Source organism: Amycolatopsis sp. NPDC004747, from assembly GCF_053601335.1.
This window is the reverse complement of record NZ_JBSGBQ010000020.1, coordinates 1-25,375: the sequence shown is the minus strand read 5'-3', so window position 1 is coordinate 25,375 and position 25,375 is coordinate 1. Positions and strand designations below refer to the sequence as shown.

Below are 25,375 nucleotides of genomic sequence, written 5' to 3'. Positions count from 1 at the left end.
CTCACGGCGCCCCGATCGGGGCGCGAACTTAGGTGACCCTAACAAACGGATGGTGAGGATGCACTCCTGTACCATCGGTTAGCCTTACCTAAAATCTGTACCAGTCGGAGGTGCGGTGCGAACAGACCCCGGAGGGATCGCTCTCAAGCGACGCCCGCCACACACGGGCCGCGCACTCGGTCTGCTGGCCGCACTCGGCGTCCTGGTTTTCCTGTGCCTGCTGAGCGTCTGGCTGGGGTCGAAGGAGATGTCGTTCGGCGCCGTCTGGCAGGTGCTCTGGCACGACGATGGCTCGGCCGACGCGGTGATCATCCACAGTGTCCGGATGCCGCGGACGCTCCTCGCGGTGCTGGTCGGCGCCGCGCTCGGCCTGGCCGGCACGCTCATGCAGGCACTGACCCGCAACCCGCTGGCCGATCCGGGCCTGCTCGGCATCAGCGCCGGAGCCGCGTTCGCCATCGTCTTCTCCATCACCGTGCTCGGCGTCGGCTCCCTGTACGGCTACATCTGGTTCGCCTTCGCCGGCGCGCTCGCCGCCACCGCGGTCGTCTACTTCCTCGGCACCCGCGGCCGCAGCGGCTCGAGCCCGGTCAAGCTGGCCCTCGCCGGCGCCGCCGTCACGGCGCTGCTCGGCTCGTTCACCAGCGCGATGGTGCTGTCGGACCCGGTGGCGCTCAACCGCTTCCGGTTCTGGTCGGCCGGCTCGCTCGCCGGCGTCGACAGCGGTTCGATCCTGCGGGTCCTGCCGTTCCTGGTGGCCGGCGGGGTGCTGGCGATCGCGAGCGCGCCCGCGCTGAACAGCCTCGCGCTCGGCGACGACGTCGCGGTGGCACTCGGCCGCCGGCTCGGCCCGCTCCGGCTGCGCGGCGCCCTGGCCATCACGCTCCTGACCGGCGCGGCCGTCGCGGTCGCCGGCCCGATCGTGTTCCTCGGCCTGGTCGTCCCGCACGCCGTGCGGTTCGTCATCGGCCCGGACCACCGCTGGCTGCTGCCCTACACCGCGGTGCTCGCGCCGTGCCTGCTGCTGGCCGCGGACATCCTCGGCCGGATCATGGCACGGCCCGGCGAAGTCCGCGCCGGCGTGATCGTCGCCTTCCTCGGCGCGCCCTTCTTCATCTGGCTGGTCCGCCGCCGCAAGCTGGTGGAGACCCGATGAGCCTGCTGCAGGTGCGGCGCGACCGCCTCACCTTCCGCCTCGCGAAACCCGCCGTGTCCGGGCAGATCCGGCTCCGGCTGGTGGCCGTCTCGGCGGTGCTCGCCGTGCTGGCGTTCGCGTTGTTCTGCGTGGGCATGACGATCGGCGAAGTCCCGCTGAGCGTGTCCGACGTCCTGTCCGCCGTGTTCGGCGGCGGCGACAGCGGCACCGCGTACATCGTGCAGGAGCTGCGGCTGCCGCGGGCGCTGACCGGGCTGCTGGCCGGGCTCGCGTTCGGCGCGTCCGGCGCGGTGTTCCAGACCGTCACGCGCAACCCGCTGGCCAGCCCGGACATGATCGGCATCAACGCGGGCGCGGCCACCGCCGTCGTCGCCGGGATCTCCTTCGGCTTCGGCGGCGGCCTCGGCACCACCACGCTCGGCCTGCTCGGCGGCCTGCTGACCGGGCTGCTCGTGTACGTCCTCGCGTGGCGGCGCGGCACCACCGGCTACCGGATCATCCTGGTGGGCATCGGGATCTTCGCGATGTGCACCAGCCTCACCGACTACCTGCTCAGCCGCGCGCAGCTCACCGAAGCCCAGGCGTCGATCGGCTGGCTCGTCGGCAACCTGAACAACCGCGGCTGGGAGCACGTCGTCCCGCTGGCGTGCGCGCTGGCCGTGCTGCTGCCGCTCGTGCTGGCCCTGTCCCGGTGGATGCGCACGCTGCAGCTCGGCGACGACGTGGCCGCCGGGCTCGGCACGCCGGTGCAGCCGGTGCGGCTGGGGCTGCTGCTGTCCGGCGCCGGGCTGGTGGCCTTCGCGACGGCGTCCGCGGGCCCGGTCTCGTTCGTCGCGCTGACCGCGCCGCAGATCGCGCAACGCCTGGCGCGCCAGGCATCCCCGCCGCTCACGGCGTCCGCGCTCACCGGCGCCGTCGTGGTGCTGGGCAGCGACGTCCTGGCCCGCACGATCACCGCGTCCCCGCTGCCGGTCGGCATCGTGACCGGCGCGCTCGGCGCCCCGCTGCTGCTCTGGCTGCTGGCCAGGGCCAACCGATCCGGCTCCGGAGGCTAGCGAAGATGACACCGTCCCTGCGCGTGCAGGACCTGCGCGTCGCCTACGACGACCGGGTCGTCATCGACGGCCTCGACCTCGAGATCCCGCCCGGCCGGATCACCGCGATCGTCGGGGCGAACGCGTGCGGCAAGTCGACGCTGCTGCGGACACTGGCCCGGCTGCTGACGCCGAAGTCGGGCACGGTGTACCTCGACGGCCGCTCGATCCAGGACCTCCCGACCCGCCAGGTCGCCCAGCGGCTCGGCATCCTGCCGCAGTCGCCGGTCGCGCCGGAGGGCATGACGGTGGCCGACCTCGTCGGCCGCGGCCGCGCCCCGCACCAAAGCTGGTGGCGGCAGTGGTCCACATCGGACGAAGACGCCGTCCGCGCGGCCCTGGAAGCCACCGAACTGACCGACCTGGCCGATCGCCCGGTGGACGAGCTCTCGGGCGGCCAGCGCCAGCGCGCGTGGATCGCGATGGCGGTCGCGCAGGACACGCCGGTGCTGCTGCTCGACGAGCCGACGACGTACCTGGACCTGGCCCACCAGATCGACGTGCTGGACCTCGTGGTCGACCTCAACCGCGCGGACGGCCGCACGGTGGTGATGGTCCTGCACGACCTGCCCCAGGCGTGCCGCTACGCCGACCACCTGATCGCGATGAAGGCGGGCCGCGTGGTGGCCTCCGGCGAGCCGGCCTCGGTGATCACCGAGGAGCTCGTCGACGAGGTCTTCGACGTCCGCTGCCAGGTGACGCCGGACCCGGTGAGCGGGACGCCGATGGTGATCCCGATCAGCCGCCACCACCCGGCGCCGGTGCACCAGGGCTGATTCTCCGGCAAGCTGGCCGCATGTACGTGCTGCCCGAAAAGACCTCCGGCCCCGAGCGCGAACTCCTGGAGGCCATGCTCGACCGCGGCCGCCTCGCCCTCGTGGAGAACGCGCGCGGCCTCTCGGAGGCGGACGCCCGGCGCCGGCTGGTCCCGTCGCTGACCACGCCGATCGCGCTGGTCAAGCACGCCGCCGTCGCCGAGCGCCGCTGGTTCCAGTGGCTGGTCGCCGGGCTCGGCGAGGCGGAGATCGACGGCCCGTCGACGCCCGGAGACGCCAGTTTCGCGGTCGCCGACGAAGAAACGGTCGACGACGTGATCGCCGAGTACGAGCGGGCCACCGCCCGCTCACGCGAGATCGCGGCGGGCTTCTCGCTCGACGACCGGTGGACGCACCCGGTCGTCGGCGAGGTCAGCCTGCGGTTCGTCTACCTGTTCCTGATCGAGGAACTGGCCCGCCACACCGGCCACGGCGACATCCTCCGCGAACAGATCAACGCAGGCTGACCGCCAGCTCGCCGGCCGGTTCCGCGACCACCCGCCGGGCCAGCACGGACTGCAGGATCTCCCCCACCCGCACCGCGGTGTTCGACAGCAGCGACGACGTGATGCCGTGCGTGTGCTCGGTGCCGCCCTGCAGGTAGATCCCGCCGCGCAGCGGCGAATCCGTGGTGAGGCGGTAGTCGCGCTCGACGCGGAGGCGTCCGTCGTCGTCGCGCAGGCACCGCGGGCCCAGCTCGCCGAGCAGCGGCGTCGGGTCCGCGGGCCGGTAGCCCGTGGCGTAGACGACGGCGTCGGCCTCCAGCACCGTCTGCGAACCCGTCGTCAGCGATTCGACCGTCACCGCTCCCGCGTCGGTCACCTCGACCGGGCGCGAAACGTTGAACAGCCGCAGCCGCCGCACGCCCAGCACCTTCTCGCGGTAGACGCGCCGGTAGAGCTCGTCGATCAGGTCGATGTCGACGGCCGAGTAGTTCGTCGCGCCGTGGTAGCGCATCAGGCGGTCCTTCACCGGCTCGCCCGCGCGGTAGAACTGGTCGACGGCCTCGGGGTCGAAGATCCGGTTCGCGAACGAGCTGTCGTCGGCCGGGCTGTAGCCGTAGCGGGCGAACACCGCGCACACCTCGGCGCGGGGGAACTCGTCGTGCAGCAGGGCGGCGACTTCGGCCGCGCTCTGGCCGGCCCCGACCACGACGAACCGCTCCGGGTCGGCGTTCTTCAGTCCCTCGAGGCGGAACAGCAGTTCGCTGTTGTGCCAGATCCGCTCGCCGGTGTTGACGCCTTCGGGCAGCTGCGGCCGCAGACCGGTGCCCAGCACCAGGTTGCGGGCGCGCAGCGAGGAGCCGTCCGACGCCTCGACGTCGAAGTAGGCGATCTCGGCGCCGTCGTACACCGGCTTGATGGCGACCACCTCGGTGCCGTACGAGACGACGTCGTCGACCTTCGCGGCCGCCCACTCGAAGTAGTCGTGGAACTCGACGCGCAGCGGGAAGAGGTTCTTGTGGTTGATGAAGTCGACCAGCCGGCCGGCCGCGTGCAGGTAGTTGAGGAAGCTGAACTCGCTGGTCGGGTTCCGCATGGTGACCAGGTCCTTGAGGAACGACACCTGCATGGTCGCGGTGTCGATCAGCATCCCGCGGTGCCAGCCGAAACGGGGCTGCCGCTCGAGGAAGTGCGCCGTGACCGGCTCCCCGGCGCCGGCGTTGTGCTCGGCGAGGGCGATCGCGAGCGCGAGGTTCGACGGCCCGAAGCCCACGCCGACGATGTCGTAGATCGGGACCTCTGCAGTCATGTTGCTCCCTCGCGCGCTCCGGTACGGTTCAGGGAACCCTAACCTAACTTAGGCGAGCCTCGCCTAGTACGTTCGTGGTGATGTTCGTCCCCCGACCATGAAAGGCACTCTCGAATGCGCGTGGCGATGTTCGGCTACCAGACCTGGGGGCACCGGACCCTCCAGGCGCTCATCGACGCCGGCCACGAGGTCGCCCTCGTGGTCACCCACCCGAAGAGCGACCACGCCTACGAGCGGATCTGGGCCGACTCGGTCGCCGACCTCGCCGCCGCGCACGACATCCGCGTCCTGCTGCGCAACCGCCCGGACGACGCCGAGCTGCCGGCCGAACTCCAGGCCGCCGACCTCGACCTGATCGTGGCGAACAACTGGCGCACCTGGCTGCCGCCGGAGATCTTCGAGCTGCCGCGCCACGGCACCCTGAACATCCACGACTCGCTACTGCCGGCGTACGCGGGCTTCTCGCCGCTGATCTGGGCTATGATCAACGGCGAGCCCGAGGTCGGCGTCACCGCCCACCTGATGGACGGCGAGCTCGACGCCGGCGACATCGTGCTGCAGCGCGCGATCCCGGTGGGACCGTCCGACACGACGACCGACCTCTTCCACCGCACGGTCGACCTCATCGCGCCGATCACCGCCGAAGCCATCAAGCTGATCGAGACCGGCTACACGCCGGTGCCGCAGGACCGCTCGAAGGCCAGCTTCTTCCACAAACGGGCCCAGCGCGACAGCCTGATCGATTGGACGCTGCCGCCCGCGGACCTCGAGCGGTTCGTGCGCGCGCTGTCCGACCCGTACCCGAACGCCTTCACCTACCACCGCGGCGAAGAGCTGCGGATCCTCAAGGCGTCGGTGTCGCAGGGCCACTACGGCGGCACGCCGGGCCGGATCTTCATCCGCGAGGGCGACGGCGTGGTGATCGTCGCCGGGCCGGACGCGCGCCGCGGGCAGTCCCCCGGGCTGCTGGTCGAGCGCGTCCGCACCGCCGACGGGACCGACCTGCCCGCGCACGAGTACTTCAAGACGATGGGCGGCTACGTTACCGACCGTGGGTGAGCGCCTCAGCCGTCCTTGCCCCGCGCCGGCACGACCGCGTTCTGGTCGGCGGCGCCGGGCAGGGTGCGGACGATCGTGTCCTGCGCCCAGCGTTCGCTGAACCCGGCGAGGAAAGCGAGCCCGGCGAAGAAGAAGTTGACCTTTTCCGCCGAACCGGGAAGCGCGATCGGCACCAGTCCGGCGCTGACGAGCACGAACATCGCGGCGCCGAAAACGGCTCCGATGATCAGCCGGAAGAACCCGGAAAGAAAGGCCACGAACCGTCCCTGGGCGAGGCTCACGCTCAATTTCTGCCGGTCGCCCGCGCGGATCATGACGCTCAGGATCGCGCCGAGGGCACCCGAAGCCAGGCAGATGATCAGCGTGGCGCCGATTTCCGCCCTCATCGGCACGAACCTCAGGGCGATCACGGCGGCGACAGCCAACACGAAACCCGCGGCGAGACCACCGAGATAACGGGCGAGCGCGCGGTCGAGGGCGGCGTCACGCGCGTTCTGCTCGATCTGGCGGAGCTCCTTCTGGGCCGAGGCGGCCGCGACCGCCACCCGCTTGGGCTTGTCCGGCGAGTCCACCATCGCGTCGAGCACGCCCAGGAGGACGACGGCCGTGGCGTGGATGCCGCGCGCCAGGATCTCCTGCGTCTTCCCCTCCAGCAGGACCGAGTACTTCCGCTCGACCCGGCGAGCCGCCTGGAAGACGTCGTCGACCTCCGGCGTGCTTTCGCGCGCGTCGTAGTACAGCCTCATCTTGAGGACGTTCCGCTCCGCGCCGCCGTCGGTCTCGACCTGCTCCTTGGCGCGGACGAGCAAGATCGCCGCCCGGAAATTGAGCGCGTAGTGCTCCTCCAGGATCTTTCCCTGGCTGTCCTCGTACGCCGCTCGCATCTTCGCGAACTCCGCCGGCCCCTTTTTCTTGGCCTCGACGAGATCGGGCAGGCACGGGCAGTCGACCCACTCGACTGCCGGTCCCGCTTGCCCGTTCTTCACCCTGTTGTCGACCACCACGGCGATCTCCCCTCGTTGACGACGGCTTCACCGCCACGTCGCCACCCCTCGAATCTTTCCGATCTCACTCATTGTTACGGCGGCCACCCGTTCGCACCAATATCGTCCAGCAAATGCCACACGAACAGCCGCGGAAAAATAACGCGGTGAAGGCGCGCTGGTCACGGTTGGGCGGTGACCGGTCAGCGGGACGTCCCTTGGCGGCGGCCGCGCCGATGAGCAGGATGTCCGCATGACCGGGATCAGCTTCCTCGAAGAACACCGCACCTGGGTGCTCACCGGGGAGTCGAGCACCTACGCGTTCCGGCTCGACGAGGACGACGTCCCGACCCACGTCCACTGGGGACCCGCGCTGCCCGGCGCCGACGTCGTCGAACTCGCGGGGAAGACGCTCCCCTGGTGGGACGGCTTCAACGACCCGAACGAGGGACTCGGCGAACTCGCCGCCGACGGCGGTACCCGGTACTGGACGCCCGCCCTGCAGGTCCGGTTCGCCGACGGGACGCGGGCCCTCGAATGGCGGTTTTCCGGCCATGAAGCCACCGCCGATCACCTGCGGCTGTTCTTCGAGGACCGGCACTACCCGCTGCGGATCACGCTGCACTACCGGCTGCGCGGCGCCGTGCTCGAACGCTGGACCGAGCTGAGCGCCGACACCGACGTCGAGGTCGTCCGGGCCGACTCCGCCACCTGGGCGCTGCCGGTCTTCGAGGACTACCGGCTCAGCCACGTCACCGGTCGCTGGGCGGCGGAGACCCAGCTGCGCCGCGCCCCCGCGTCGCACGGCGAAACCGTCTTCGGGAGCCGCCGCGGGATCACCGGCCACCACGCGAACCCCTGGGTGATGGTCGACGACGGCACGGCGACCGAGCGCCACGGCGAGGTCTACGGCGTCGCACTGGCGTGGAGCGGGTCGTGGCGGCTGACCACCACCCGCTCGTCCACCGGACGGCTGACGGTGAGCGGCGGGTTCGGCCAGGACGGCGTCGTCCACCGCGTCGGTCCGGGCCGGCCGCTGGTCACCCCGGTGTCGGCCGGGCTGTACACCGATGGCGGGTTCGGCGCGGCGAGCCGGGCGTGGCACGCCTACGTCCTCGAGCACGTCCTGCCGCACCCCGGCGAACTGCGGCCGGTGCTGTACAACTCGTGGGAGGCCACCGGGTTCGACGTCACCGAGGCCGGGCAGCGGGCCCTCGCCGAGCGGGCGGCCACCCTCGGCGTCGAGCTGTTCGTGATGGACGACGGCTGGTTCGGTGCCCGCACCGGCGACCACGCCGGCCTCGGCGACTGGCAGGTCAACCGCGCACGCTTCCCCGACGGGCTCAAGCCGCTGGTCGACGCCGTGCACGGGCTCGGCATGCGGTTCGGCATCTGGGTCGAGCCCGAGATGGTCAACCCCGACAGCGACCTCTACCGCGCGCACCCGGACTGGGTGCTGCACCACCCGCACCGGCGCCGCTCGGAGCTGCGGCGGCAGCTGGTGCTCAACTTCGCGCGCCCGGACGTCGCGGCGTGGGCGCACGAATGGCTCGACCGGCTCGTCGGCTCGCACGGCGTCGACTTCCTCAAGTGGGACATGAACCGGCCCTTCAGCGAAGCGGGCTGGCCGGGCGAGCCCGACCAGGACCGGCTGTGGGTGGACCACACCCGTGCGGTGTACGCGCTGCTCGACCGGCTGCGCGCGGACCACCCCGGCCTGCGGATCGAGTCGTGCGCCGGCGGCGGCGGGCGGATCGACCTCGGCATGCTCGCCCGCACCGACCAGGTCTGGACCTCAGACAACACCGACGCGCTCGACCGGCTGCGGATCCAGCACGGTTACGGCCAGCTGTACCCGGCCCGCGCGATGTCGGCGTGGGTCACCGACAACCCCAACTTCGTCACCGCCCGCTCGGTGCCGCTCGAGTTCCGGTTCCACGTCGCCATGGCCGGCGTGCTCGGCCTCGGCGGCGACATCGTGCACTGGCCCGACGAAGATCTCGCACTCGCCCGGGACCTCGTGGCCCGCTACAAGGACGTCCGGCCGGTCGTGCAGCACGGCGCGCTGTACCGGCTCCGGCCGCCGGACGACGACGGCGTGACCGCCCTCCAGTACGTCCTCGGCGATCGGGCGGTCGTGTTCGCCTACCGGCAGGCCGCGCACTTCAACGCGCCGCAGCGGCCGCTGCGGCTCGACGGCCTCGATCCGGCCGCGCGGTACCTCGACCCGGATTCGGGCCGCACGCACAGCGGGGCCGTGCTGCGCGCGCACGGGCTTCCCCTTTCCCTGCCGCCCGGCGACTTCGCCAGCGCCCTCGTCCGACTCGATCGGATAAAGATCTGATCTATCTCCCGCTTTTCGCGGCACTGGCCACCCTGGACGCTTGACATCGCCGAATAGGTCCGATCAAATGCGTCATACATCACATATGGTGGAAGGTGGCTTGGACATGAGAAGGTCCCTGGCGCTGGGCGCAGCGGCGCTCCTGGCGGTGAGCGCGTGCTCGGTCGGCTCGAACACCGGCAGCGGCGGCGACGCGGAGATCACCTTCCTGACCTTCGAAACCCCGAACCTCACCCCGGCCTACTGGGACGCGGCCATCAAGCGCGTCACCGACAAGAACCCGGGCATCAAGGTCAAGAAGCTGGTCGCGCCGACCGCCGACGGGCGGACGTCGTACGCGAAGCAGCTCCTGCAGTCCGGCCAGTTCCCGGACGTGATGATCGCCGTCGACTCGGCGGGCTTCGCCGAGGCGGGCAACCTCTACGCGTGGACGCCCGAGGAGCTGAAGGACTTCCAGTTCCCGCAGGCCAACCCGGTCAAGGGCAAGTACTACCAGCTGCCGGCCAACACCCAGACCATCCCGCCGGTCTACTACAACAAGAAGATGTTCGCCGACGCCGGCATCGCGGCGCCGCCGAAGACGTGGGATGAGCTCGTCGCCGACGCCGGCAAGCTCAAGGACAAGGGCTACGCGCCGTTCACCATCGGCGGCGGCAAGGACGGCTTCCCGTCGTCGATGATCCTCTCCGGCCTGGTCAGCACCGAGGTCTACAACACGATGCCGGACTGGCTGACCCAGCGCCGCCAGGACAAGGTGAAGTTCGCCGATCCCGCGTTCCAGCACGCGTTTTCGAAGCTCGCCGACCTCGCGGCGAAGGGGTACGTCGACAAGACCAGCGTGTCCCGCGACTACGCGGCGACCGAGCAGGCCTTCCTCGACGGCCAGGGCGCGATGTACCCGATGGGCAACTGGTTCTCGGCCAACGCGGACTCGAAGAAGCACGACTTCGAGGTGGGCATCTTCAACTTCCCGACCGAGGACGGCAAGCTGGTCGTCCCCGCCTACACCGGCGGCGGCATGATCGTGAACGCCAAGGCCGCGAACCTCGACGCGGCGCGGAAGTTCGCCCTCGGCTTCCAGCTCGACAAGGACCAGCTCGACGCCTCCGTCAAGGCCGACGGCCTGTTCCCGGCGATCAAGGGCTACACCCCGCCGTCCGACGCCGGGGCGACGTTCAAGGCGGGCTACGACCTGTATTCGCAGGCCGTGCAGCAGAACGCCGTCGTGCACGCGTTCCGGTGGGAGACCGCCGACGACGGCTTGCTGCCGGGGATGAAGGACAAGGTCGACCAGGCCGCCCAGGACGTCATCACCGGCCGCAAGTCCGTGGCCGACGCGTGCGCGTTCCTGGACACCGAGTGGGCGAAGGCGGGCTGACTTTCCTTGACCGCCGTCATCTCCCGCCCGTCCCCGCCCTCGGCCGCCACCGGGCCCCGCCGCCGGCGACGGCCGGTCCTGCCGCGGCTGGCGCACTTCGCGTCGTTCGGCGCGCCGGGCGTGCTCGTCTACCTGTGCTTCGTGATGGCCCCGATCCTGATCAGCTTCGGCTACAGCCTGACGAACTACAACCCGTTCAACCCGCCGGTGAAGTTCGTCGGCTTCGACAACTACCAGCTGCTCTTCACCGACTCGCAGTTCCTCACCGCGCTGCAGGTCACCACGATCCTGACGCTGATCGTGGTGATCGTCCCCAACGTACTCGGCCTCGGCGTGGCGCTGCTGCTGGACCGGAAAGGCTGGCTGTACAACGCGTTGCGGAGCGTGTTCTTCACGCCGGTGATCCTCAGCTCGGTGGTCGTGTCGATCGTCTGGTCCCGGCTGCTCGACGACCGCGGACCGGTGAACTCCCTGCTGCGCGCGTTGGGCGTGGCGCACCCGCCGGGCTGGCTGTCCGACCCGGACGTGGCACTGTATTCGGTGGCCTCGATCGTCTGCTGGCAGATGCTCGGGTTCTGCGTCGTGGTGTACCTGGCCGGGCTGCAGGGTGTGCCGCCGGAGCTGCTGGAGGCCGCCGAGATCGACGGCGCGGGGCCGTTGCGCCGGTTCCGCGCGGTGACCTGGCCGCTGCTGGCGCCGTCGTTGACGATCAACACGGTCGTGCTGCTGATCTCGGCGTTCAAGACCTACGACTACGTCAAGGTGATCACCAACGGCGGCCCGGGTTCCGGCTCGACGGCGACGATCGCCTTCGACGTCCTCCAGACGGGCTTCGACTCGAACCACGTCGGCTACGCGTCGGCGATGGCCGTGCTGATGCTGGTGATCGTCGCGCTGGTGACGACCGTGGTGCTGAACTTCCTGCGCCGCCGGGAGGTGGACCTGTGATCCGGTCGTGGTCGCGGCCCGCGGTCGCGTTGCTCGTCAGCGCGGTGTTCTTCGTGCCCCTGTACCTGGTGCTGGCGAACGTGTTCAAGGAGGGTTCGCTCATCGCGAAGTCGCCGGCGTCCTTGCCGGTCCCGCCGACGCTGGCGAACATCCACGCGGTGCTGACCCGCCCGGACGGGCTGTTCTGGGTGAGCCTGACCAACAGCATCGTGGTGACGGTGCTGTCGATCCTGGTGCTGACGGTGCTCTCGGCCATGCTCGGTCACTACCTGGCCCGCTCCGCCAAGCGCTGGACGAAGGTCCTCACGCTGGTGCTCCTGGCCGGGCTGATGATCCCGCCGCAGGTCATCCTCATCCCGATCACCGACGTCCTGCGCGTGACGCACCTGATGGCGACGCTGCCGGGGCTGATCCTGTTCAACGTCGGGTACTACGTGCCGTTCGGGGTGTTCGTGTTCACCGGGTTCATCCGCGGGGTGCCGGTGGAGCTGGAGGAGGCGGCCCTGCTCGACGGCGCGAGCCGCATGCAGGTGTTCTGGCGGGTGGTGTTCCCGCTGCTGCGCCCGGCGACGGCGTCGGTGCTCATCTTCCTGGGCGTGTGGATCTGGAACGACTTCATCGACCCGCTGATCATCCTCGGCCCCAGCCAGGGGACGACGATCACGACGGGCATCTACCGGTCGATCGGCCAGTACCAGGCGGACCTGGGGAGCGTGTTCGCGCTGATGTTCCTGGCGACGCTGCCGGTGTTGATCTTCTACCTGGCGTTGCAGAAGCAGTTCGTGAAGGGCCTGACCGGCGGGGCGACGAAGGGGTGAGTGGCGCTCTCGCGCAAGAGCACCAGGCATCCGGCACCGAGGACCGGAGCATGGAGCCCGGAGGCCGGGGCGGGAGCCCGGGCGCCGGTCACACCTCGCTGACCTTGCCCCCGTCCACCACCAGCCGGCGGGTCACGTGCACCGCGTCGAGCATCCGGCGGTCGTGCGTCACCAGCAGCAGCGTTCCCGGGTACTTCTCCAGCGCCGCCTCCAGCTGCTCGATCGCCGGCAGGTCCAGGTGGTTGGTCGGCTCGTCCAGCACCAGCAGGTTCACCCCCCGCGCCTGCAGCAGCGCCAGGGCCGCCCGGGTGCGCTCCCCCGGCGAGAGCGTCGCCGCCGGGCGGAGGACGTGTGCCGCCTTCAGGCCGTACTTGGCCAGCAGCGTCCGGACCTCCGCGTCCGCGAACTCCGGCACCTCCCGCGCGAACGCCGAGACCAGCGGGACGTCGCCCAGGAACAGCCGCCGCGCCTGGTCGACCTCGCCGACCACGACACCCGGGCCCAGCGCCGCGGCCCCGTCGGACAGGGCGACCCGGCCCAGCAGCGCCGCCAGCAGCGTCGACTTGCCCGACCCGTTCGCCCCGGTGATGGCGACCTTGTCCGCCCAGTCGATCTGCAGGTCGACCGGCCCGAGCGTGAACCCGCCGCGCCGGACCACCGCGCCGCGCAGGGTCGCCACCACCGCGCCCGCCCGCGGGGCCGCGGCGATCTCCATCCGCAGCTCCCACTCCTTGCGCGGCTCCTCGACAGCCTCCAGCCGTTCGATCATCCGGTCGGTCTGCCGTGCCTTCGACGCCTGCTTCTCCGTCGCCTCGCTGCGGAACTTGCGCGCCGACTTGTCGTTGTCCGGCTGCTTCCGGCGGGCGTTCTTGACGCCCTTCTCCATCCAGGCCCGCTGCATCCGCCCGCGGGCCTCCAGGGCGGCCTTCGTGTCGGCGTACTCCTCGTACTCCTCGCGCGCGTGCCGGCGCGCGACCTCGCGCTCCTCGAGGTAGGACTCGTAGCCGCCGCCGTAGACGTTCACCTGCTGCTGGGCCAGGTCCAGTTCGACGACGCGGTCGACCGTGCGCGCCAGGAACTCGCGGTCGTGGCTCACCAGCACCGTCGCGGCGCGGAGGCCGGACACGAACCGCTCGAGGCGGGCGAGGCCGTCCAGGTCGAGGTCGTTCGTCGGCTCGTCGAGCAGGAAGACGTCGTAGCGGCTCAGCAGCAGCGAAGCGAGCCCGGCCCGGGCCGCCTGGCCACCCGAGAGCGACGTCATCGGTTGGTCGAGGTCCACCGCCAGGCCGAGGTCGGCCGCCACTTCGGCGGCCCGGTCGTCGAGGTCGGCGCCGCCGAGGGCGAGCCACCGGTCCAGGGCCGCGGCGTACCGGTCGTCCGCGCCCGGGGAGCCCGCCGTCAGCGCGTCGGTCGCCGAGTCGAGGTCGGCCTGTGCCGCCGAGACACCGGTGCGCCGCCCCAGGAAGGCCCGCACCGACTCGCCTTCGCGCCGTTCCGGCTCCTGCGGCAGGTGCCCGACCGTCGCGGCCGGCGGGTTCAGCCGGACCTCGCCGCTGTCCGGCTTCGCGAGCCCGGCCAGGGTCCGCAGGAGCGTCGACTTGCCGGCGCCGTTGACCCCGACCAGGCCGACGACGTCACCGGGGGCCACCACGAGATCGAGGCCGGAGAAGAGGACGCGGTCACCGTGGCCCGCGGCCAGGTCCTTCGCGACGAGAGTTGCGCTCATGAGGTAGCCGAGTCTACGACCTCGTGGTGAACGGTCAGATCAAGGTCAAAACCACCGACGGTGTGTGTCCCGTGGCGCTTTGATCACTCAGTGTGGGTACCCTGTTCGGTTGTCGGTGCCACAGCACAGTGAGGTCGGTGAACAGCATGGGCGAGCCCGCTCCCCCGGTCACCCTCGGCCGCAGGCCGAAGCCGAGGGAAGGCCGTCCGTCCGCGCCCCGGCCCACGGTGAGCCGGCGCCGCGAGGTCAGCCACGCCAGCGCGCGGTCGCTGCTGATGACCGTCCTCGGCGAGTACGCGCTGCCGCGGGACAAGCCGGTCTGGACGTCGATGCTCGTCGAGGTGCTCGCCATCCTCGACATCGAGGAGAAGTCCGCGCGGCAGGCGCTGGCCCGCTCCGCCGCCGAAGGCTGGGTGGTCTCCGAGCGCGTCGGGCGCCGCGTGCGCTGGTCGCTGACCCCGCCGGGACGCCGCCTGCTGACCGAGGGCGCCGACCGGATCTACGCGTTCGGCCGCGAGGAACGCCGCTGGAACGGGCAGTGGCTGATGCTGATCGTCTCCGTCCCCGAGGCCAAGCGCGACCTGCGGCACCGGCTGCGCACCCGGCTGACCTGGGCGGGCTTCGGCTCGCCGGTCGCCGGGGTGTGGGTCAGCCCGGACCTGACGCGGCAGCGGGAGGCCCAGCAGATCGTCAGCGAGCTCGGCCTCGACGCCCAGGCGATGTCGTTCACCGCCGCCTACGGCGAGGTCGGCGAGCAGGAGTCGATGGTCGCCCGGTCCTGGGACCTCACGGACCTGAAGGACCGCTACGAGGACTTCATCGACCGCTTCACCGGGCTGCACCCCACCGGCGGCCGCGCGGTGCTGCGCGCGCAGACCGAACTGGTCCACGAGTGGCGGCGGTTCCCCTTCCTCGACCCGCAGCTGCCGGCGGAGCTGCTGCCGGCGAAGTGGAGCGGGACGAAAGCGGCGGAACTGTTCCATCACAAACACGTCGACTGGCGCCCCGAGGCCCAGCAGTATTGGGACGACATCGTCGAAGCCGAAGAAGCAGGGTGAACATGACCGAGCAGGTCCGCCTCGATCGTGACGGCGGGCTCGCCGTCCTGACCGTCGACGCTCCGCCGTTGAACCTCTACACGGCTTCGCTGCAGTCCTCGTTCGCTTCGGCGCTCGACGCGCTGGAAGAGTCGACAGCCCGGGCCCTGCTCATCCGGGCCGAGGGCAAGATCGTCAGCGGTGGCGTCGACGTCTCGCTGTTCGACGCCCAGGGCTCGCCCGCCGAGGCGAAGGTGCTCTTCGACCGGATGCTGGCGGTGCCGGACCGGATCGCGGCGCTGCCGTTCCCGACCGTGTTCGCCGCGCACGGCCTGTGCCTGACCTGGGCGTTCGAGGTCGCCGTGGCCTGCGACGTCATCCTCGCCGCTTCGCGGGCGAAGTTCGGGCTGGTCGAGAAGGTCGTCGGCCTGACCCCGACCATGGGCGGCACCCAGCGGCTCGCCGCGCGGGCCGGCGTCGGGCGCGCCAAGGAGTTCGTGATGACCGGCGACACCTACGACGCCGCGACGCTGGAGCGGTGGAACGTCGTCAACCGCGTCCTGCCGGACGAGGGCTTCGACGACGCCGCGCGGGACTTCGCACGTCAGCTGGCTTCCGGGCCGACCAGGGCGCACGCGGCGACCAAGCGCGTCCTCGACCACTTCGCCGCCGGCGGTGTCCCGGAGGCGAACGCGCACATCACGACGATCGCGGCCGAGCTGTTCGACACCGAAGATCTCCGGGGCGCCGTGAAGTCGTTCCTCGCCGACGGACCGGGGAAGGCGACCTTCTCGGGGCGTTAACAGTCCGTTCGGACACCGGTTGCCGCCGTTCGGGCGTGCGCGGTTCTCCCGGCACCGGGTTACATTCGATGTGGTCTAGACCACATCGTCCCCCGCCTCGTGCCGCTTGGAGAACCGCCATGAGACGCACGCCCGCACGACTACGCTCCGCGCTCGCCGCCTTGCTCATCGCACTCGGCGGCACCGCGGCGCTCGCGCCACCCGCCGCCGCAGCCGGTTCGCTGACCGCCACCTTGGCGATGAGCGGCACCACCGGCACCTACACCGTCGCGAACACCGGGACCACCTCGGTGAGCAACTGGGCGATCACCTTCACGCTGCCCGCCGGCGTCACCGCGTCGACCGGCGAAAACGGCACGGTGACCCAGAACGGCACCCAGGTCACGCTGACGCCCGCGTACTACATCGCGACGCTGGCGCCGGGCCGGAACACCTACCCGTACAGCCCGACCTTCCGGCTCAGCGCGGCCGCGACGCCGACCCAGTGCCGGGTCGACAACGCCAACTGCGATGGTTCACCCGACACCCCGCCGAGCGCGCCGGCAGACCTGCGGCTGGTCGCGAAGACGACCAAGACGGTCGCGCTGGCGTGGAACGCCTCGGCCGCCGGTTCCCTGCCGGTGACCGGGTACGACGTCTACCAGGGGAACTCCCTGGCCGTGTCGGTGACCGGGACGAGCGCGACGGTGTCCGGGCTCGCGCCGGGCACGGCCTACTCGTTCACGGTGAAGGCCAAGGACGCCAAGGGCACCACGTCCCCGGCGAGCACTGCCCTGTCCGTGACGACGAACAGCCCGGCCGACGACACACAGCCACCTTCGGCGCCGGCCGGGTTGCGCTCGACCGCCGCCGATTCCGGCAGCATCTCGCTGGCCTGGACGGCGTCGACGGACAACACCGGCGTGATCGGCTACGACGTGTACCGCGGGTCGGCGCTGGCCACGACGGTGACCACGACGTCGGCGGTGGTGACCGGGCTGGCACCGTCCACTTCGTACACGTTCACCGTCCGGGCCCGCGACGGCTACGACAACGTGTCGGCGCCGAGTGCCGCGGTCACCGCCCGGACCGGCGACATCGTCTCGGGGTACGCGAAGGTCGGGTACTTCGTGCAGTGGGGCATCTACGGGCGTCAGTACTTCGTGAAGAACCTGGAGACTTCGGGCGCGGCGGCGAAGCTGACGCACCTGCTGTACGCGTTCGAGAACATCGATCCGGTGAACCTGACCTGCCTGTCCGGGGTCACGAAGGGCACCACGGCCAACCCGCAGGACCCGAACCAGGGCGACGGCGCCGGTGACGCTGAGGCCGACTACTCGCGGCCGTTCGCGGCGGCGCAGTCGGTGGACAGCGTGGCCGACACCGGCTGGGAGTCGCTGCGCGGCAACTTCAACCAGCTCAAGAAGCTCAAGGCGAAGCACCCGAACCTGAAGGTGCTGGTTTCGCTCGGCGGCTGGACGTATTCGAAGTACTTCTCCGACGTCGCGGCCACCGACGCGTCGCGCAAGAAGTTCGTCTCGTCCTGTGTGGACACCTGGTTGAAGGGCAACATCGCGCCCTACGGCGGCGCGGGCGGGCCGGGCACCGCGGCCGGCATCTTCGACGGCATCGACCTCGACTGGGAGTGGCCGGCGAGCGGTGACGGGCACCCGGGCAACCACTGGAGCGGAGGAGACAAGGCGAACCTGACCGCGCTGCTGGCCGAGTTCCGCACGCAGCTGGACGCCTACGGCGCGACCACCGGCAAGCGGTACCAGCTGCACGCCTTCACCCCGGCGGACCCGGCGAAGGTGGCTTCGGGCTGGGACCTGTCGAAGGTGTTCAACTACCTGGACGTGGCGAACGTGCAGGGGTACGACTTCCACGGGGCGGGCAGCGACAACTCGTGGGAGCCGAACCGCACCGGCCACCAGGGCAACCTGTACGCCGACGCGGACGACCCGTACAACTTCCACTTCAGTGCGGAAAGCGCGATCAACGCGTACACGAACGCGGGCGTAGATCCACGGCGGCTGACGCTCGGCCTGGCGTTCTACGGCCGCGGCTGGCAGGGCGTGGCCGACGGCGGGAAGTCCGGCGAATGGCAGTCGGCGACCGGTGCGGCGCCGGGTCAGTTCGCCGAAGAAGCGGGCACGCGCGGGTACGCCAACCTGGTGGCGAGCGTGCCGAACTGCACGGTCCACCACGACACGGCGGCCGTCGCGACGTCGTGCTACACGGGCAACGGCGGGCAGTGGTGGACGTTCGACGACGCCTGGTCGATCGGGCTGAAGACCACGTGGCTCAAGTCGCGCGGCCTGCTCGGCGTGATGGCGTGGGAGATGTCGGGCGACACCGGTGCATTGCTGAACGCGGTGAGCGCCGGGCTCGGCTGAGGGGTTTCCGTTCAGCCCGCTGAACGTTTCCGTTCAGCGGGCTGAACACTTTCTTTGACACACAAAGAAAAACTTGACCTGCGATGGTCTGGACCATGACACTGAGCCGGCGCGCGCCCCCAGACACCGTCGTCTCGAGGAGAGCCATGTCCCGCTTCCGCAAGGTCCTCGCCCTGGTCCCCCTGCTCCTGGGGTTGCTCGCCGCCCCGGCCACGGCCGCGCCGGCGGCGTTCACCCACCCGGGCGTGCTGGTGAGCCGCCCGCAGCTCGACTTCGTCAAGGCCAAGGTGAACGCCGGCGCCCAGCCGTGGAAGGCGGCCTACGACCAGGCACGGGCCAGCTCGTACGCTTCGTTGTCCAGGACACCGAAACCGCGCGCGGTGGTCGAATGCGGCTCGTATTCGAACCCGAACTACGGCTGCACGGACGAGCGCGAAGACGCACTGGCGGCGTACACGGACGCCCTGATCTGGTACATCACGGGCGACGCGCGGTACGCGCAGAAGGCGATCGCCCTGATGGACGCGTGGTCGGCGGTGATCACGAGCCACACGAACAGCAACGCGCCCCTGCAAACGGGCTGGGCGGGCTCGTCGTGGCCCCGGGCGGCGGAGATCGTCAAGTACACGTATTCGAGCTGGCCGAACTCGGGCCGCTTCGCGACGATGCTGCGCAATGTGTACCTGAGCAAGGTGATCAACGGCAGCAACAGCAACGGGAACTGGGAACTGTCCATGATGGAGGCCGCGGTGGGCATCTCGGTGTTCCTGGAGGACAGGACGAGCTACGACAAGGCGGTAACCCGCTACCGCAACCGCGTCGCGGCGTACGTGTATCTGTCGTCGGACGGCTCCCTGCCCAAAACGGTCCCCGGCAGCGGCCTCGACACCCAGTCGGAGATCGTGAGCTACTGGCAGGGCCAGTCGACGTTCGTGGACGGCCTCACCCAGGAAACCTGCCGCGACTTCACCCACACGGGCTACGGAATAGCGGCAATAGCCGACGTGGCGGAGACGCTCCACATCCAGGGCGAGGACGTGTACGGGACGGAGATCGGCACGCGCCTGCGCCAGGCACTGGGCTTCCAGTCGAAGTACCAGCTGGGCACGGCACCGCCGTCGTGGCTGTGCGGAGGCCACCTGAACCTCGGCCTCGGCCCGGTGACGGAGGTGGGCTTCAACGCGCTGAACACGCGCTTGGGCATCGCCATGACGAACACCCAGACACTGACCGAGCGCCAACGCCCGGCGGGCTCGAACAACCTGTTCGTCGCCTGGCAGACGCTGACCCACGCCGCCAACCCGGCGTGATCTTCCGGGTGGGCCCTCCTGACCTGTTTCCGCAGGTCAGGAGGAGGTGGGACCCTGGTTGCGGGGCCGTTCGGCGGGCACGCTAGAGTACTTCTCACGCACTCAGGGAGTGCGGGTCCGGGCTGTGGCGCAGTTTGGTAGCGCACTTGACTGGGGGTCAAGGGGTCGCAGGTTCAAATCCTGTCAGCCCGACGGACACAGAAGCCGCTTGGCTTGGGTGAAAGCCCAGGTCAAGCGGCGTTTCCGGTTAACCCCATGTCACCGGGCTTACCGCCCGAGCGAATCTCCTGGGGACCACGTGGGGACCAAGCTCCTTGAGGTACGCATCGCTCTGGACGCGGACCAGGCTGGCGACAACGACATCTGCAGCCTCACCAGCCAACGGCTCAGAGGAACCCGTTCTGACTCGCCTGCGTCACGAGAGGTACAGCTGCAGCCATCGGGCCGGCACATCCCTTGCCCACTAAGACGACTTCGCCTCTAGCGCACAAGATCGCAATATTTCAGATACAACGCGCCGATAATCTTCAAGGTTTTCATAGAACCGAACATCTGCACGGCCCCACGCTTGGTGTATTTCCGTCCCGGTCGCCGCAATCAAGTAGGTTGGAACCCCCACAGCCTGCGCAACACCTAGTTCATAGTAACAACTCGGCCGCTCATGCGATAAGTCGACAAGAACAAAACGCGCAGAGCGAAATCGGTCAGCAATTTCCGCCGGATGCACCTCGGACGCGTGTCCGCCGACCTCATCCAAAGGAAATTTAGCCGACAGGCCGCAGAACTTCGAAACCTCGAGCACAATTTGCTTTTTCGCTTGAAAGTATCGGTCAAGCCTTACCGGCGCGACGACATAGAAGTTCGCCTTCACGGAGTGACCCCCTGCCGCGTCACAGTCGAGGGTTGCACAGTCGACACCACGGTCGTCGTCGCCGTGGCTGTTCTGACTGGAGCCATAGAGGTAGAGCTCGGCGCAACAAAAGGCGACACCGAGCGGGGTGACGATCCCCAACCGATGAGGGCAGCGACTATCATTCCAACACCAACCGCAGCAAATAGAGAACCAAAAGCTATCGGAAGGAACAGTTCCGGCCCAGATGAAGCTAAGGCGAGGCGGCCACGCAGAAGGCCGACAGGCTTCGCATCTCCGGTCTTCGATAGAATAGCCCACTCTTTATCGAATGGCTGGTCAGAGCGCAGCTTCCTGTCTTCAAAGCGCACTCGCACAGCCATTTTATTCAAGACTTCAAATTTGGCAGCGTTCAAAGACTTGAAGGATTGTACTTCTTTCCGCCAGAAGTAGCAGAATACTATCGCAGTGACACTCAGTGCCTCAACAACCAAAAGCCCGGCCACGAGATTTGAAGGCTTATCCGTAGACCACTTAAAAACAACCGCAATGGCTACAAGCAAGGCTATCGAAACGGAATAATTCCACCTATTAGCCGCCTGACGACGGTCAGTCACCTGTTCCGTGGTCTCGTAATACATCTTGTACTCGTCGAAACTAACGAGAGCAAGTACTTCCTCCCCGCCGACGTCAGCGGGAGAAACTGACTCCTTATCGGCGCCTTCCTCCGACGAGCCCATCGCCCTACCCGCCTCCAAGCTAGCTCCTGACCAGGTCAGGAGACTACACGCTCTGCACTGCGGACCGCCACGAGAGCTGGCCTAAGCGCGTGACCCAGCTCGCCTTCCAGTCAAAGAGGCCCCGTGCCAAGGCGGATAAGCACTTCATGGAGTCACCTAGATTGCGCGAAGCTGGGAACGTCGTGGTGAATTGAGATGCAGAGTCAAAAGTTGACCCGCGTCTTGGACTGACTGCTTGTCTGGGGTGTAGGTACCGCTGGGTCGTCGAAAGCGACCCGTGCCCGGCGATCTTCCGGAGGTGATGCACAGGCACCCCCGCGTCTGCCATCCAAGTCAATCCGGTGTGTCGCAGGTCGTGACGTCGCAGGTGGTCGTACCCGAGCTTCGCTACCACCTGGTCCCACGCCGTAGCGTCCCGCAGCACCGCCGTCGTAATGCGGCCTCCTCGCGGTCCCTTGAACAGCCGGCCGTCAGGGTCGTTGTCGGCGAGCGCGATACGCCGCTTGACCAGCTCCCGGATGTCCTCGATCAGCGGCACCGTCCGAGCCCCGTTTGCCCTTCGTCCCCTTGTCCACGAGACCACCAGGTGACGGCGTCGTCTGCCAGCGAACCGTCCAGGTCCACGACGAGGTGTCGATATCCCCCACCCGGCAGCCCGAGACTTCCCCGATCCGGGCCGCCGTACAGGCAGCAAACAGCACCACGTCACCCCAGCCCCGGTACTCCCCCGACGACCGCGCCACCAGGGCGTCCGCCAGCGTCGTGAGCGAGATCCAGTCTGGCAGCGCCAGCGACCGCGGATCGTCCAACTCGTCCTCGGCGCGCTTGTACTCCTGCTGCCAGCCAGTCACCCGAGCCGGGTTCCGGTCGATGATGCCGCCCCGGAGAGCCTGCTCCATAACCCTGACCAGCACCGCAATGCTGTTCTTCACCGTCGACCGGCTGCACGCATCCGCGATCCAGGCGTGCACCGCCCGATCGACGGCCCCGTTCGTGATCATGCTGACCGGCAGGTGCCCCAGCGTCGGGACGACTCGCTTCCGCCAGCCGGCCAAGTACGGATCGGTGGTCTTGGCCTCCAGCCCCCGCAGGGCGAACGTCATGTTCGTCGTGCCGTAGTCGACCAGCTTCATTGTCGCCGTGTTCGGATCGCGTACCGAAGTTTGCCGGTCGCAGTGTCTCCCACCTCCATTGTGAATGGACGGACACAGACTCCGTGTTTCTCCGCTGTCGCCCGGACGACGTCAGCAGCCAGCGGCGTCCGCATCCGCTCTGCACGTGTCTCACCTATCATGCCGCCACCTCCCCCGGCGAGGACCAACCACGCAGAAGGAACACCGGCATATCCTGCTTCGCTCCGGCCGAGAGATCCGGGAACGTGCTCGGCTCAAACCGCACCACGCCGAACACCACGACGGGAATGCCGCATGGCGTCCGGCCGGTGATCGACAGGTGCACCTGCGTCCCGTCGACCAGCCGCCACAGCCGAGCCGAGACGTCCTCGAGCGTCTGCGTCCACACCAGCAACGCCCGCGACACCTCCGGCAGCCCGTCCACGTCGAGCTGAACGGTGATCGGGCTGGACCAGGCGTTGACGTCCACCGACGCGGCCGGCGGCAGCTGGTGCGAGTCAAGATGATCGCGGATGGCGTCGAGGAAGATCATCAGCCGGTTCACGCGGCCACCCCTCACCGCCGTGTCTCAGATCCGCGACACCCCCGTTGGTCACGTACGCCTCCAGCGCCTTGACGGTGCTGTCGGAGACCCAGCCCGCGCGGACGCACAGGGGTTCGCGGATGCCTTCGCCCAGACGTAGCCGACGCCGGCCTCCGAGTCACCGATCCGGTTCGCCCACGCCCCGCGCTCGTACGCGCCGTCGCCGAGGACCATCCCGACGTGCGTCTTCGAGGTGACGCGCAGGCACACCCGCCGGGTGAACAGCTCCCGCACGGGGACGGTGTCCTTAGTAGGCTCCCTGGACGTAGCCGCGGACCGAGATCCCAAGTGCCCGGCCTTGGGTGGTGAGCAGCGCAACGCGCTCCACAATGGCCTCACGGGTCTTGCGGTCGGCGTACTTCGTCAGCGCGCCGCACCCCTCCGATCTTGGTCACTGCCTCAGTGACTTGCAAGCCGTCGGCGGAGTTGCATGGATCAATCAGATCGCCGGCCGGGCGGAACCGGCTGGATCTGGCGGTGGCGCCCACGTCACCCTCAACCGGCCGCAACCGCGACAACGCCAACGCGGCCCGCCCCGGCGGACTGCACGACGCCGTCACCAGCAGCCAAGCACCTGGCCTCGCCTCGCACCCAACGTCCGGCGAGTCCGCCGGAGCGCCCTCCGACGTCGGCAAGGATGCCGAAACTGATCGACGTCTTCACCCGTCCTGTTGCGATAGGAACGACTTGCGAAGGGCGGCGCCGATTCCATCGAACTGGTGGACGGGCACAGTGAGCTCGCCCTCGTACAGGCGGTGATGTCCGCGCGCGGTGACGCGCCATTTCCCGCGCAGTTCGGTGATCTCGGAGCCCTTTGCGATAAGGACGAACTCGCCAGCCCGAGTCAACTTGGTTTGCTGAGGGCGTAGGACGCCTAGATGGACGGTGAGCTTCGTCGAATCAGCGCGGTTGTCGTGAAAGACCGTCGGCGTCCGACGTAACGCACGCGAAACGGCCTTGTCTAGGAAGTAGTCAGGTATCGAGTACGACCCTGCCCCCCAAGGCGTGGGTGGCTTCGGCAACTGAGAGAGCGGATTGAAATCCCGTTCCATGACAGCGTCCAGACTGCGAACGCCTCCGTGGATTATGACGTCAACCTGCACGTCCTCCAGGAACGCGTCACTCTTGTTTATGATGCGGATCTGAGTCTTGTTTCCAAGAAAGGCCGCAACATGGTCGAGAGCTTTGGGCCAGGCAGCACGAAAGTTCTTGCCCCATTGGTCGACCTCCGCGCGATAATTGACTGGGGATCGCTGCTCAAGATACTTACCCGGACCTGGGAGCGACCGGACACTGCCGTACCCAGCGGCCGATTTGGATTGCGGAATCGCCTTACTGAGCCGTTCGAGGTGGACACGGAGGTACTCATCGAGTATTTCATCGTGCCCGGCCAGATATCCGATCGTCGGCCCGACGACGGCGACGTCAAGGCTGGCAGAGGCTTGGCGCCAATGGCTTCTAGCCACCATGTCCCGGATCTCGGCTCCCTTGGCCAAGCGCGTCTCACCGTCGGCACGGATGAAGATCGCGCCGTCGGTCAACTTATCGGGGCCGTCGCTCAAGCACGTCCACGTCTCGCCGGTCGGTGGGTCGACGACGATGGCGATGACGTCCTTTCCCTGTTCCGTAGTGATGCGTTCGAAGTCCCAGCGTGGCCCCGGGACGCCTATGTACTTGGCGACGAAGCGGCTGAACTCATGCGCTTCGAACGGCGGGACACTGTTGATCGCTTCGTGCGCGACCCCGAAGATCAGCACCGCGTGGCCGTCGAAGTACCGCGCAGCGACTTCTGGATCTCGGTTCGACGTGCCGAGGATGAACTTGACAACCTTGACACGGTCGGAGGGCAGACTGAGATCACCTTCGGACTTCAGCTCAAGGAAGTGCCTCTCGACCCGGTCATCCGTCGCGCAGAGCTCGTTCACGAGCGACATCCATGCGAGCTGACCGCGGGGAATTCTCGAGAAGTCCATGTCCGTCCGTCCTAGGCGCTGTGCCGTACCCGTGGACAGTAGCCGCCGGCACCGATGACCCCAATCGCATTGCCCCTGACTGCCCACCTTCCGGGCCGAATTGCCGACCGGTTGGCGCGGGCGTTCGAGGTGCACCTGCACGACGTCGCGGCCCGAGATCCTCGGTCAGACTGGCGAAAGGAGATCGCCTGTTGAGCGACGCACACCCGCGCGCGGCTCTCGAACAGGTCGCGCTGGCGACGGCCAGCAGCGGTTAGGCCGGGTTATCCCGATCTAGCCGCACCGCAGGTTCCCGCCCGCCTGGCACCGCCAGGGGGACACCTTGCCTCGGCCGGGGCGCCCTGCAGCGGTGCACATAGGTGTAGGCAGCCGAAGTGTGTGTGTGTGTTGGCAGCTACCGCTATGGAGTTGCCCCTTGGGGGCGGACACCTTGATTCCAGACGGTGGTCTGGAGGGAGGATGTCTTGGTGTCGCGCAGGTCGAAGTATCCGGAGCAGT

The 25,375-nt window shown here is 68.8% G+C and carries 22 protein-coding genes, 1 tRNA gene and 1 pseudogene; 14 read left to right on the top strand and 10 right to left on the bottom strand.

The genetic code is table 11. The annotated features are described in order from the left end of the window. The first annotated feature begins 115 nt into the window (after positions 1 to 115). From ACWEGE_RS29360 to ACWEGE_RS29345, 4 genes are read left to right on the top strand one after another with little or no spacing between them, the layout of a single operon-like run. A complete protein-coding gene (locus ACWEGE_RS29360) occupies positions 116 to 1,156 on the top strand; it encodes a FecCD family ABC transporter permease (protein WP_449663677.1) in 1,041 nt (346 codons plus the stop codon). Further along, the gene (locus ACWEGE_RS29355) at positions 1,153 to 2,211 is read left to right on the top strand and encodes a FecCD family ABC transporter permease (protein ID WP_449663676.1); all 1,059 of its coding nucleotides are present in this window, start codon (positions 1,153 to 1,155) and stop codon (positions 2,209 to 2,211) included. The genes ACWEGE_RS29360 and ACWEGE_RS29355 overlap by 4 nt, the downstream gene beginning before the upstream one ends. A 5-nt stretch (positions 2,212 to 2,216) precedes the next feature. Next, the gene (locus ACWEGE_RS29350) at positions 2,217 to 3,026 is read left to right on the top strand and encodes an ABC transporter ATP-binding protein (protein ID WP_449663675.1); all 810 of its coding nucleotides are present in this window, start codon (positions 2,217 to 2,219) and stop codon (positions 3,024 to 3,026) included. 20 nt (positions 3,027 to 3,046) lie between these two features. Further along, complete coding sequence (locus tag ACWEGE_RS29345) at positions 3,047 to 3,532, top strand: DinB family protein (protein WP_449663674.1); 486 nt, start codon at positions 3,047 to 3,049, stop codon at positions 3,530 to 3,532. Here the strand turns inward: ACWEGE_RS29345 and ACWEGE_RS29340 are convergent. Next, on the bottom strand, positions 3,519 to 4,817 hold the full coding sequence (locus tag ACWEGE_RS29340) for a lysine N(6)-hydroxylase/L-ornithine N(5)-oxygenase family protein (protein WP_449663673.1): 1,299 nt from the start codon (positions 4,815 to 4,817) through the stop codon (positions 3,519 to 3,521). The two genes, ACWEGE_RS29345 and ACWEGE_RS29340, sit on opposite strands and share 14 nt — an antisense overlap. Positions 4,818 to 4,931: 114 nt before the next feature. Here ACWEGE_RS29340 and ACWEGE_RS29335 point away from each other — a divergent pair, with 114 nt between their 5' ends. Continuing rightward, on the top strand, positions 4,932 to 5,876 hold the full coding sequence (locus tag ACWEGE_RS29335; protein ID WP_449663672.1) for a methionyl-tRNA formyltransferase: 945 nt from the start codon (positions 4,932 to 4,934) through the stop codon (positions 5,874 to 5,876). Positions 5,877 to 5,881: 5 nt separating this feature from the next. On the opposite strand, the gene ACWEGE_RS29330 is transcribed toward ACWEGE_RS29335, so the two are convergent. Continuing rightward, positions 5,882 to 6,880 (bottom strand): hypothetical protein, encoded by a 999-nt coding sequence (locus tag ACWEGE_RS29330; RefSeq protein ID WP_449663671.1) that lies wholly within the window; start codon positions 6,878 to 6,880, stop codon positions 5,882 to 5,884. A 232-nt stretch (positions 6,881 to 7,112) separates the two neighbouring features. On the opposite strand from ACWEGE_RS29330, the gene ACWEGE_RS29325 reads away from it, so the two are divergent. From ACWEGE_RS29325 to ACWEGE_RS29310, 4 genes are all read left to right on the top strand, one after another. Next, positions 7,113 to 9,203 (top strand): alpha-galactosidase, encoded by a 2,091-nt coding sequence (locus ACWEGE_RS29325; RefSeq protein WP_449663670.1) that lies wholly within the window; start codon positions 7,113 to 7,115, stop codon positions 9,201 to 9,203. Positions 9,204 to 9,309: 106 nt separating this feature from the next. After that, positions 9,310 to 10,581, top strand: coding sequence for an extracellular solute-binding protein (locus tag ACWEGE_RS29320; RefSeq protein WP_449663669.1), 1,272 nt, complete (start codon positions 9,310 to 9,312; stop codon positions 10,579 to 10,581). 6 nt (positions 10,582 to 10,587) lie between these two features. Next, entirely contained in the window at positions 10,588 to 11,529 is a 942-nt protein-coding gene (locus ACWEGE_RS29315; protein WP_449663668.1) for a carbohydrate ABC transporter permease, read from the top strand. Then, positions 11,526 to 12,347, top strand: coding sequence for a carbohydrate ABC transporter permease (locus ACWEGE_RS29310; protein ID WP_449663667.1), 822 nt, complete (start codon positions 11,526 to 11,528; stop codon positions 12,345 to 12,347). Before ACWEGE_RS29315 ends, ACWEGE_RS29310 begins: the two co-directional genes overlap by 4 nt. 88 nt (positions 12,348 to 12,435) lie before the next feature. On the opposite strand, the gene ACWEGE_RS29305 is transcribed toward ACWEGE_RS29310, so the two are convergent. Beyond that, complete coding sequence (locus ACWEGE_RS29305; protein WP_449663666.1) at positions 12,436 to 14,073, bottom strand: ABC-F family ATP-binding cassette domain-containing protein; 1,638 nt, start codon at positions 14,071 to 14,073, stop codon at positions 12,436 to 12,438. A gap of 146 nt (positions 14,074 to 14,219) precedes the next feature. Here ACWEGE_RS29305 and ACWEGE_RS29300 point away from each other — a divergent pair, with 146 nt between their 5' ends. The 5 genes from ACWEGE_RS29300 (at position 14,220) to ACWEGE_RS29280 (ending at position 19,790) form a co-directional block, all read left to right on the top strand. After that, positions 14,220 to 15,131 (top strand): PaaX family transcriptional regulator, encoded by a 912-nt coding sequence (locus ACWEGE_RS29300; protein ID WP_449663789.1) that lies wholly within the window; start codon positions 14,220 to 14,222, stop codon positions 15,129 to 15,131. A 2-nt stretch (positions 15,132 to 15,133) separates the two neighbouring features. Then, positions 15,134 to 15,913, top strand: a complete 780-nt coding sequence (locus ACWEGE_RS29295; RefSeq protein ID WP_449663665.1) for an enoyl-CoA hydratase/isomerase family protein — start codon at positions 15,134 to 15,136, stop codon at positions 15,911 to 15,913. 161 nt (positions 15,914 to 16,074) lie between these two features. Beyond that, positions 16,075 to 18,288, top strand: a complete 2,214-nt coding sequence (locus tag ACWEGE_RS29290; RefSeq protein WP_449663788.1) for a glycosyl hydrolase family 18 protein — start codon at positions 16,075 to 16,077, stop codon at positions 18,286 to 18,288. A gap of 146 nt (positions 18,289 to 18,434) precedes the next feature. After that, on the top strand, positions 18,435 to 19,598 hold the full coding sequence (locus ACWEGE_RS29285; protein ID WP_449663664.1) for an alginate lyase family protein: 1,164 nt from the start codon (positions 18,435 to 18,437) through the stop codon (positions 19,596 to 19,598). A 118-nt stretch (positions 19,599 to 19,716) separates the two neighbouring features. Continuing rightward, a tRNA-Pro gene (locus tag ACWEGE_RS29280) sits at positions 19,717 to 19,790 on the top strand. A 271-nt stretch (positions 19,791 to 20,061) separates the two neighbouring features. Here ACWEGE_RS29280 and ACWEGE_RS29275 read toward each other — a convergent pair. The 7 genes and pseudogenes from ACWEGE_RS29275 to ACWEGE_RS29245 form a co-directional block, all read right to left on the bottom strand. After that, positions 20,062 to 20,469, bottom strand: a complete 408-nt coding sequence (locus ACWEGE_RS29275) for a hypothetical protein (RefSeq protein ID WP_449663663.1) — start codon at positions 20,467 to 20,469, stop codon at positions 20,062 to 20,064. Beyond that, positions 20,466 to 21,188: a RipA family octameric membrane protein gene (locus ACWEGE_RS29270; RefSeq protein WP_449663662.1), complete on the bottom strand. Its 723-nt coding sequence runs from the start codon at positions 21,186 to 21,188 to the stop codon at positions 20,466 to 20,468. The genes ACWEGE_RS29275 and ACWEGE_RS29270 overlap by 4 nt, the downstream gene beginning before the upstream one ends. Positions 21,189 to 21,231: 43 nt before the next feature. Continuing rightward, a complete protein-coding gene (locus ACWEGE_RS29265) occupies positions 21,232 to 21,726 on the bottom strand; it encodes a tyrosine-type recombinase/integrase (RefSeq protein ID WP_449663661.1) in 495 nt (164 codons plus the stop codon). Continuing rightward, positions 21,659 to 22,321: a hypothetical protein gene (locus ACWEGE_RS29260; RefSeq protein WP_449663660.1), complete on the bottom strand. Its 663-nt coding sequence runs from the start codon at positions 22,319 to 22,321 to the stop codon at positions 21,659 to 21,661. Before ACWEGE_RS29260 ends, ACWEGE_RS29265 begins: the two co-directional genes overlap by 68 nt. Positions 22,322 to 22,478: 157 nt before the next feature. After that, positions 22,479 to 22,865: a hypothetical protein gene (locus ACWEGE_RS29255; protein WP_449663659.1), complete on the bottom strand. Its 387-nt coding sequence runs from the start codon at positions 22,863 to 22,865 to the stop codon at positions 22,479 to 22,481. Then, positions 22,819 to 23,277: pseudogene (locus ACWEGE_RS29250) on the bottom strand (hypothetical protein); the annotation flags it as partial. The gene ACWEGE_RS29255 and the pseudogene ACWEGE_RS29250, both read right to left, overlap by 47 nt. A 286-nt stretch (positions 23,278 to 23,563) precedes the next feature. After that, a complete protein-coding gene (locus ACWEGE_RS29245) occupies positions 23,564 to 24,877 on the bottom strand; it encodes a hypothetical protein (protein ID WP_449663658.1) in 1,314 nt (437 codons plus the stop codon). Positions 24,878 to 25,375 lie beyond the last annotated feature (498 nt).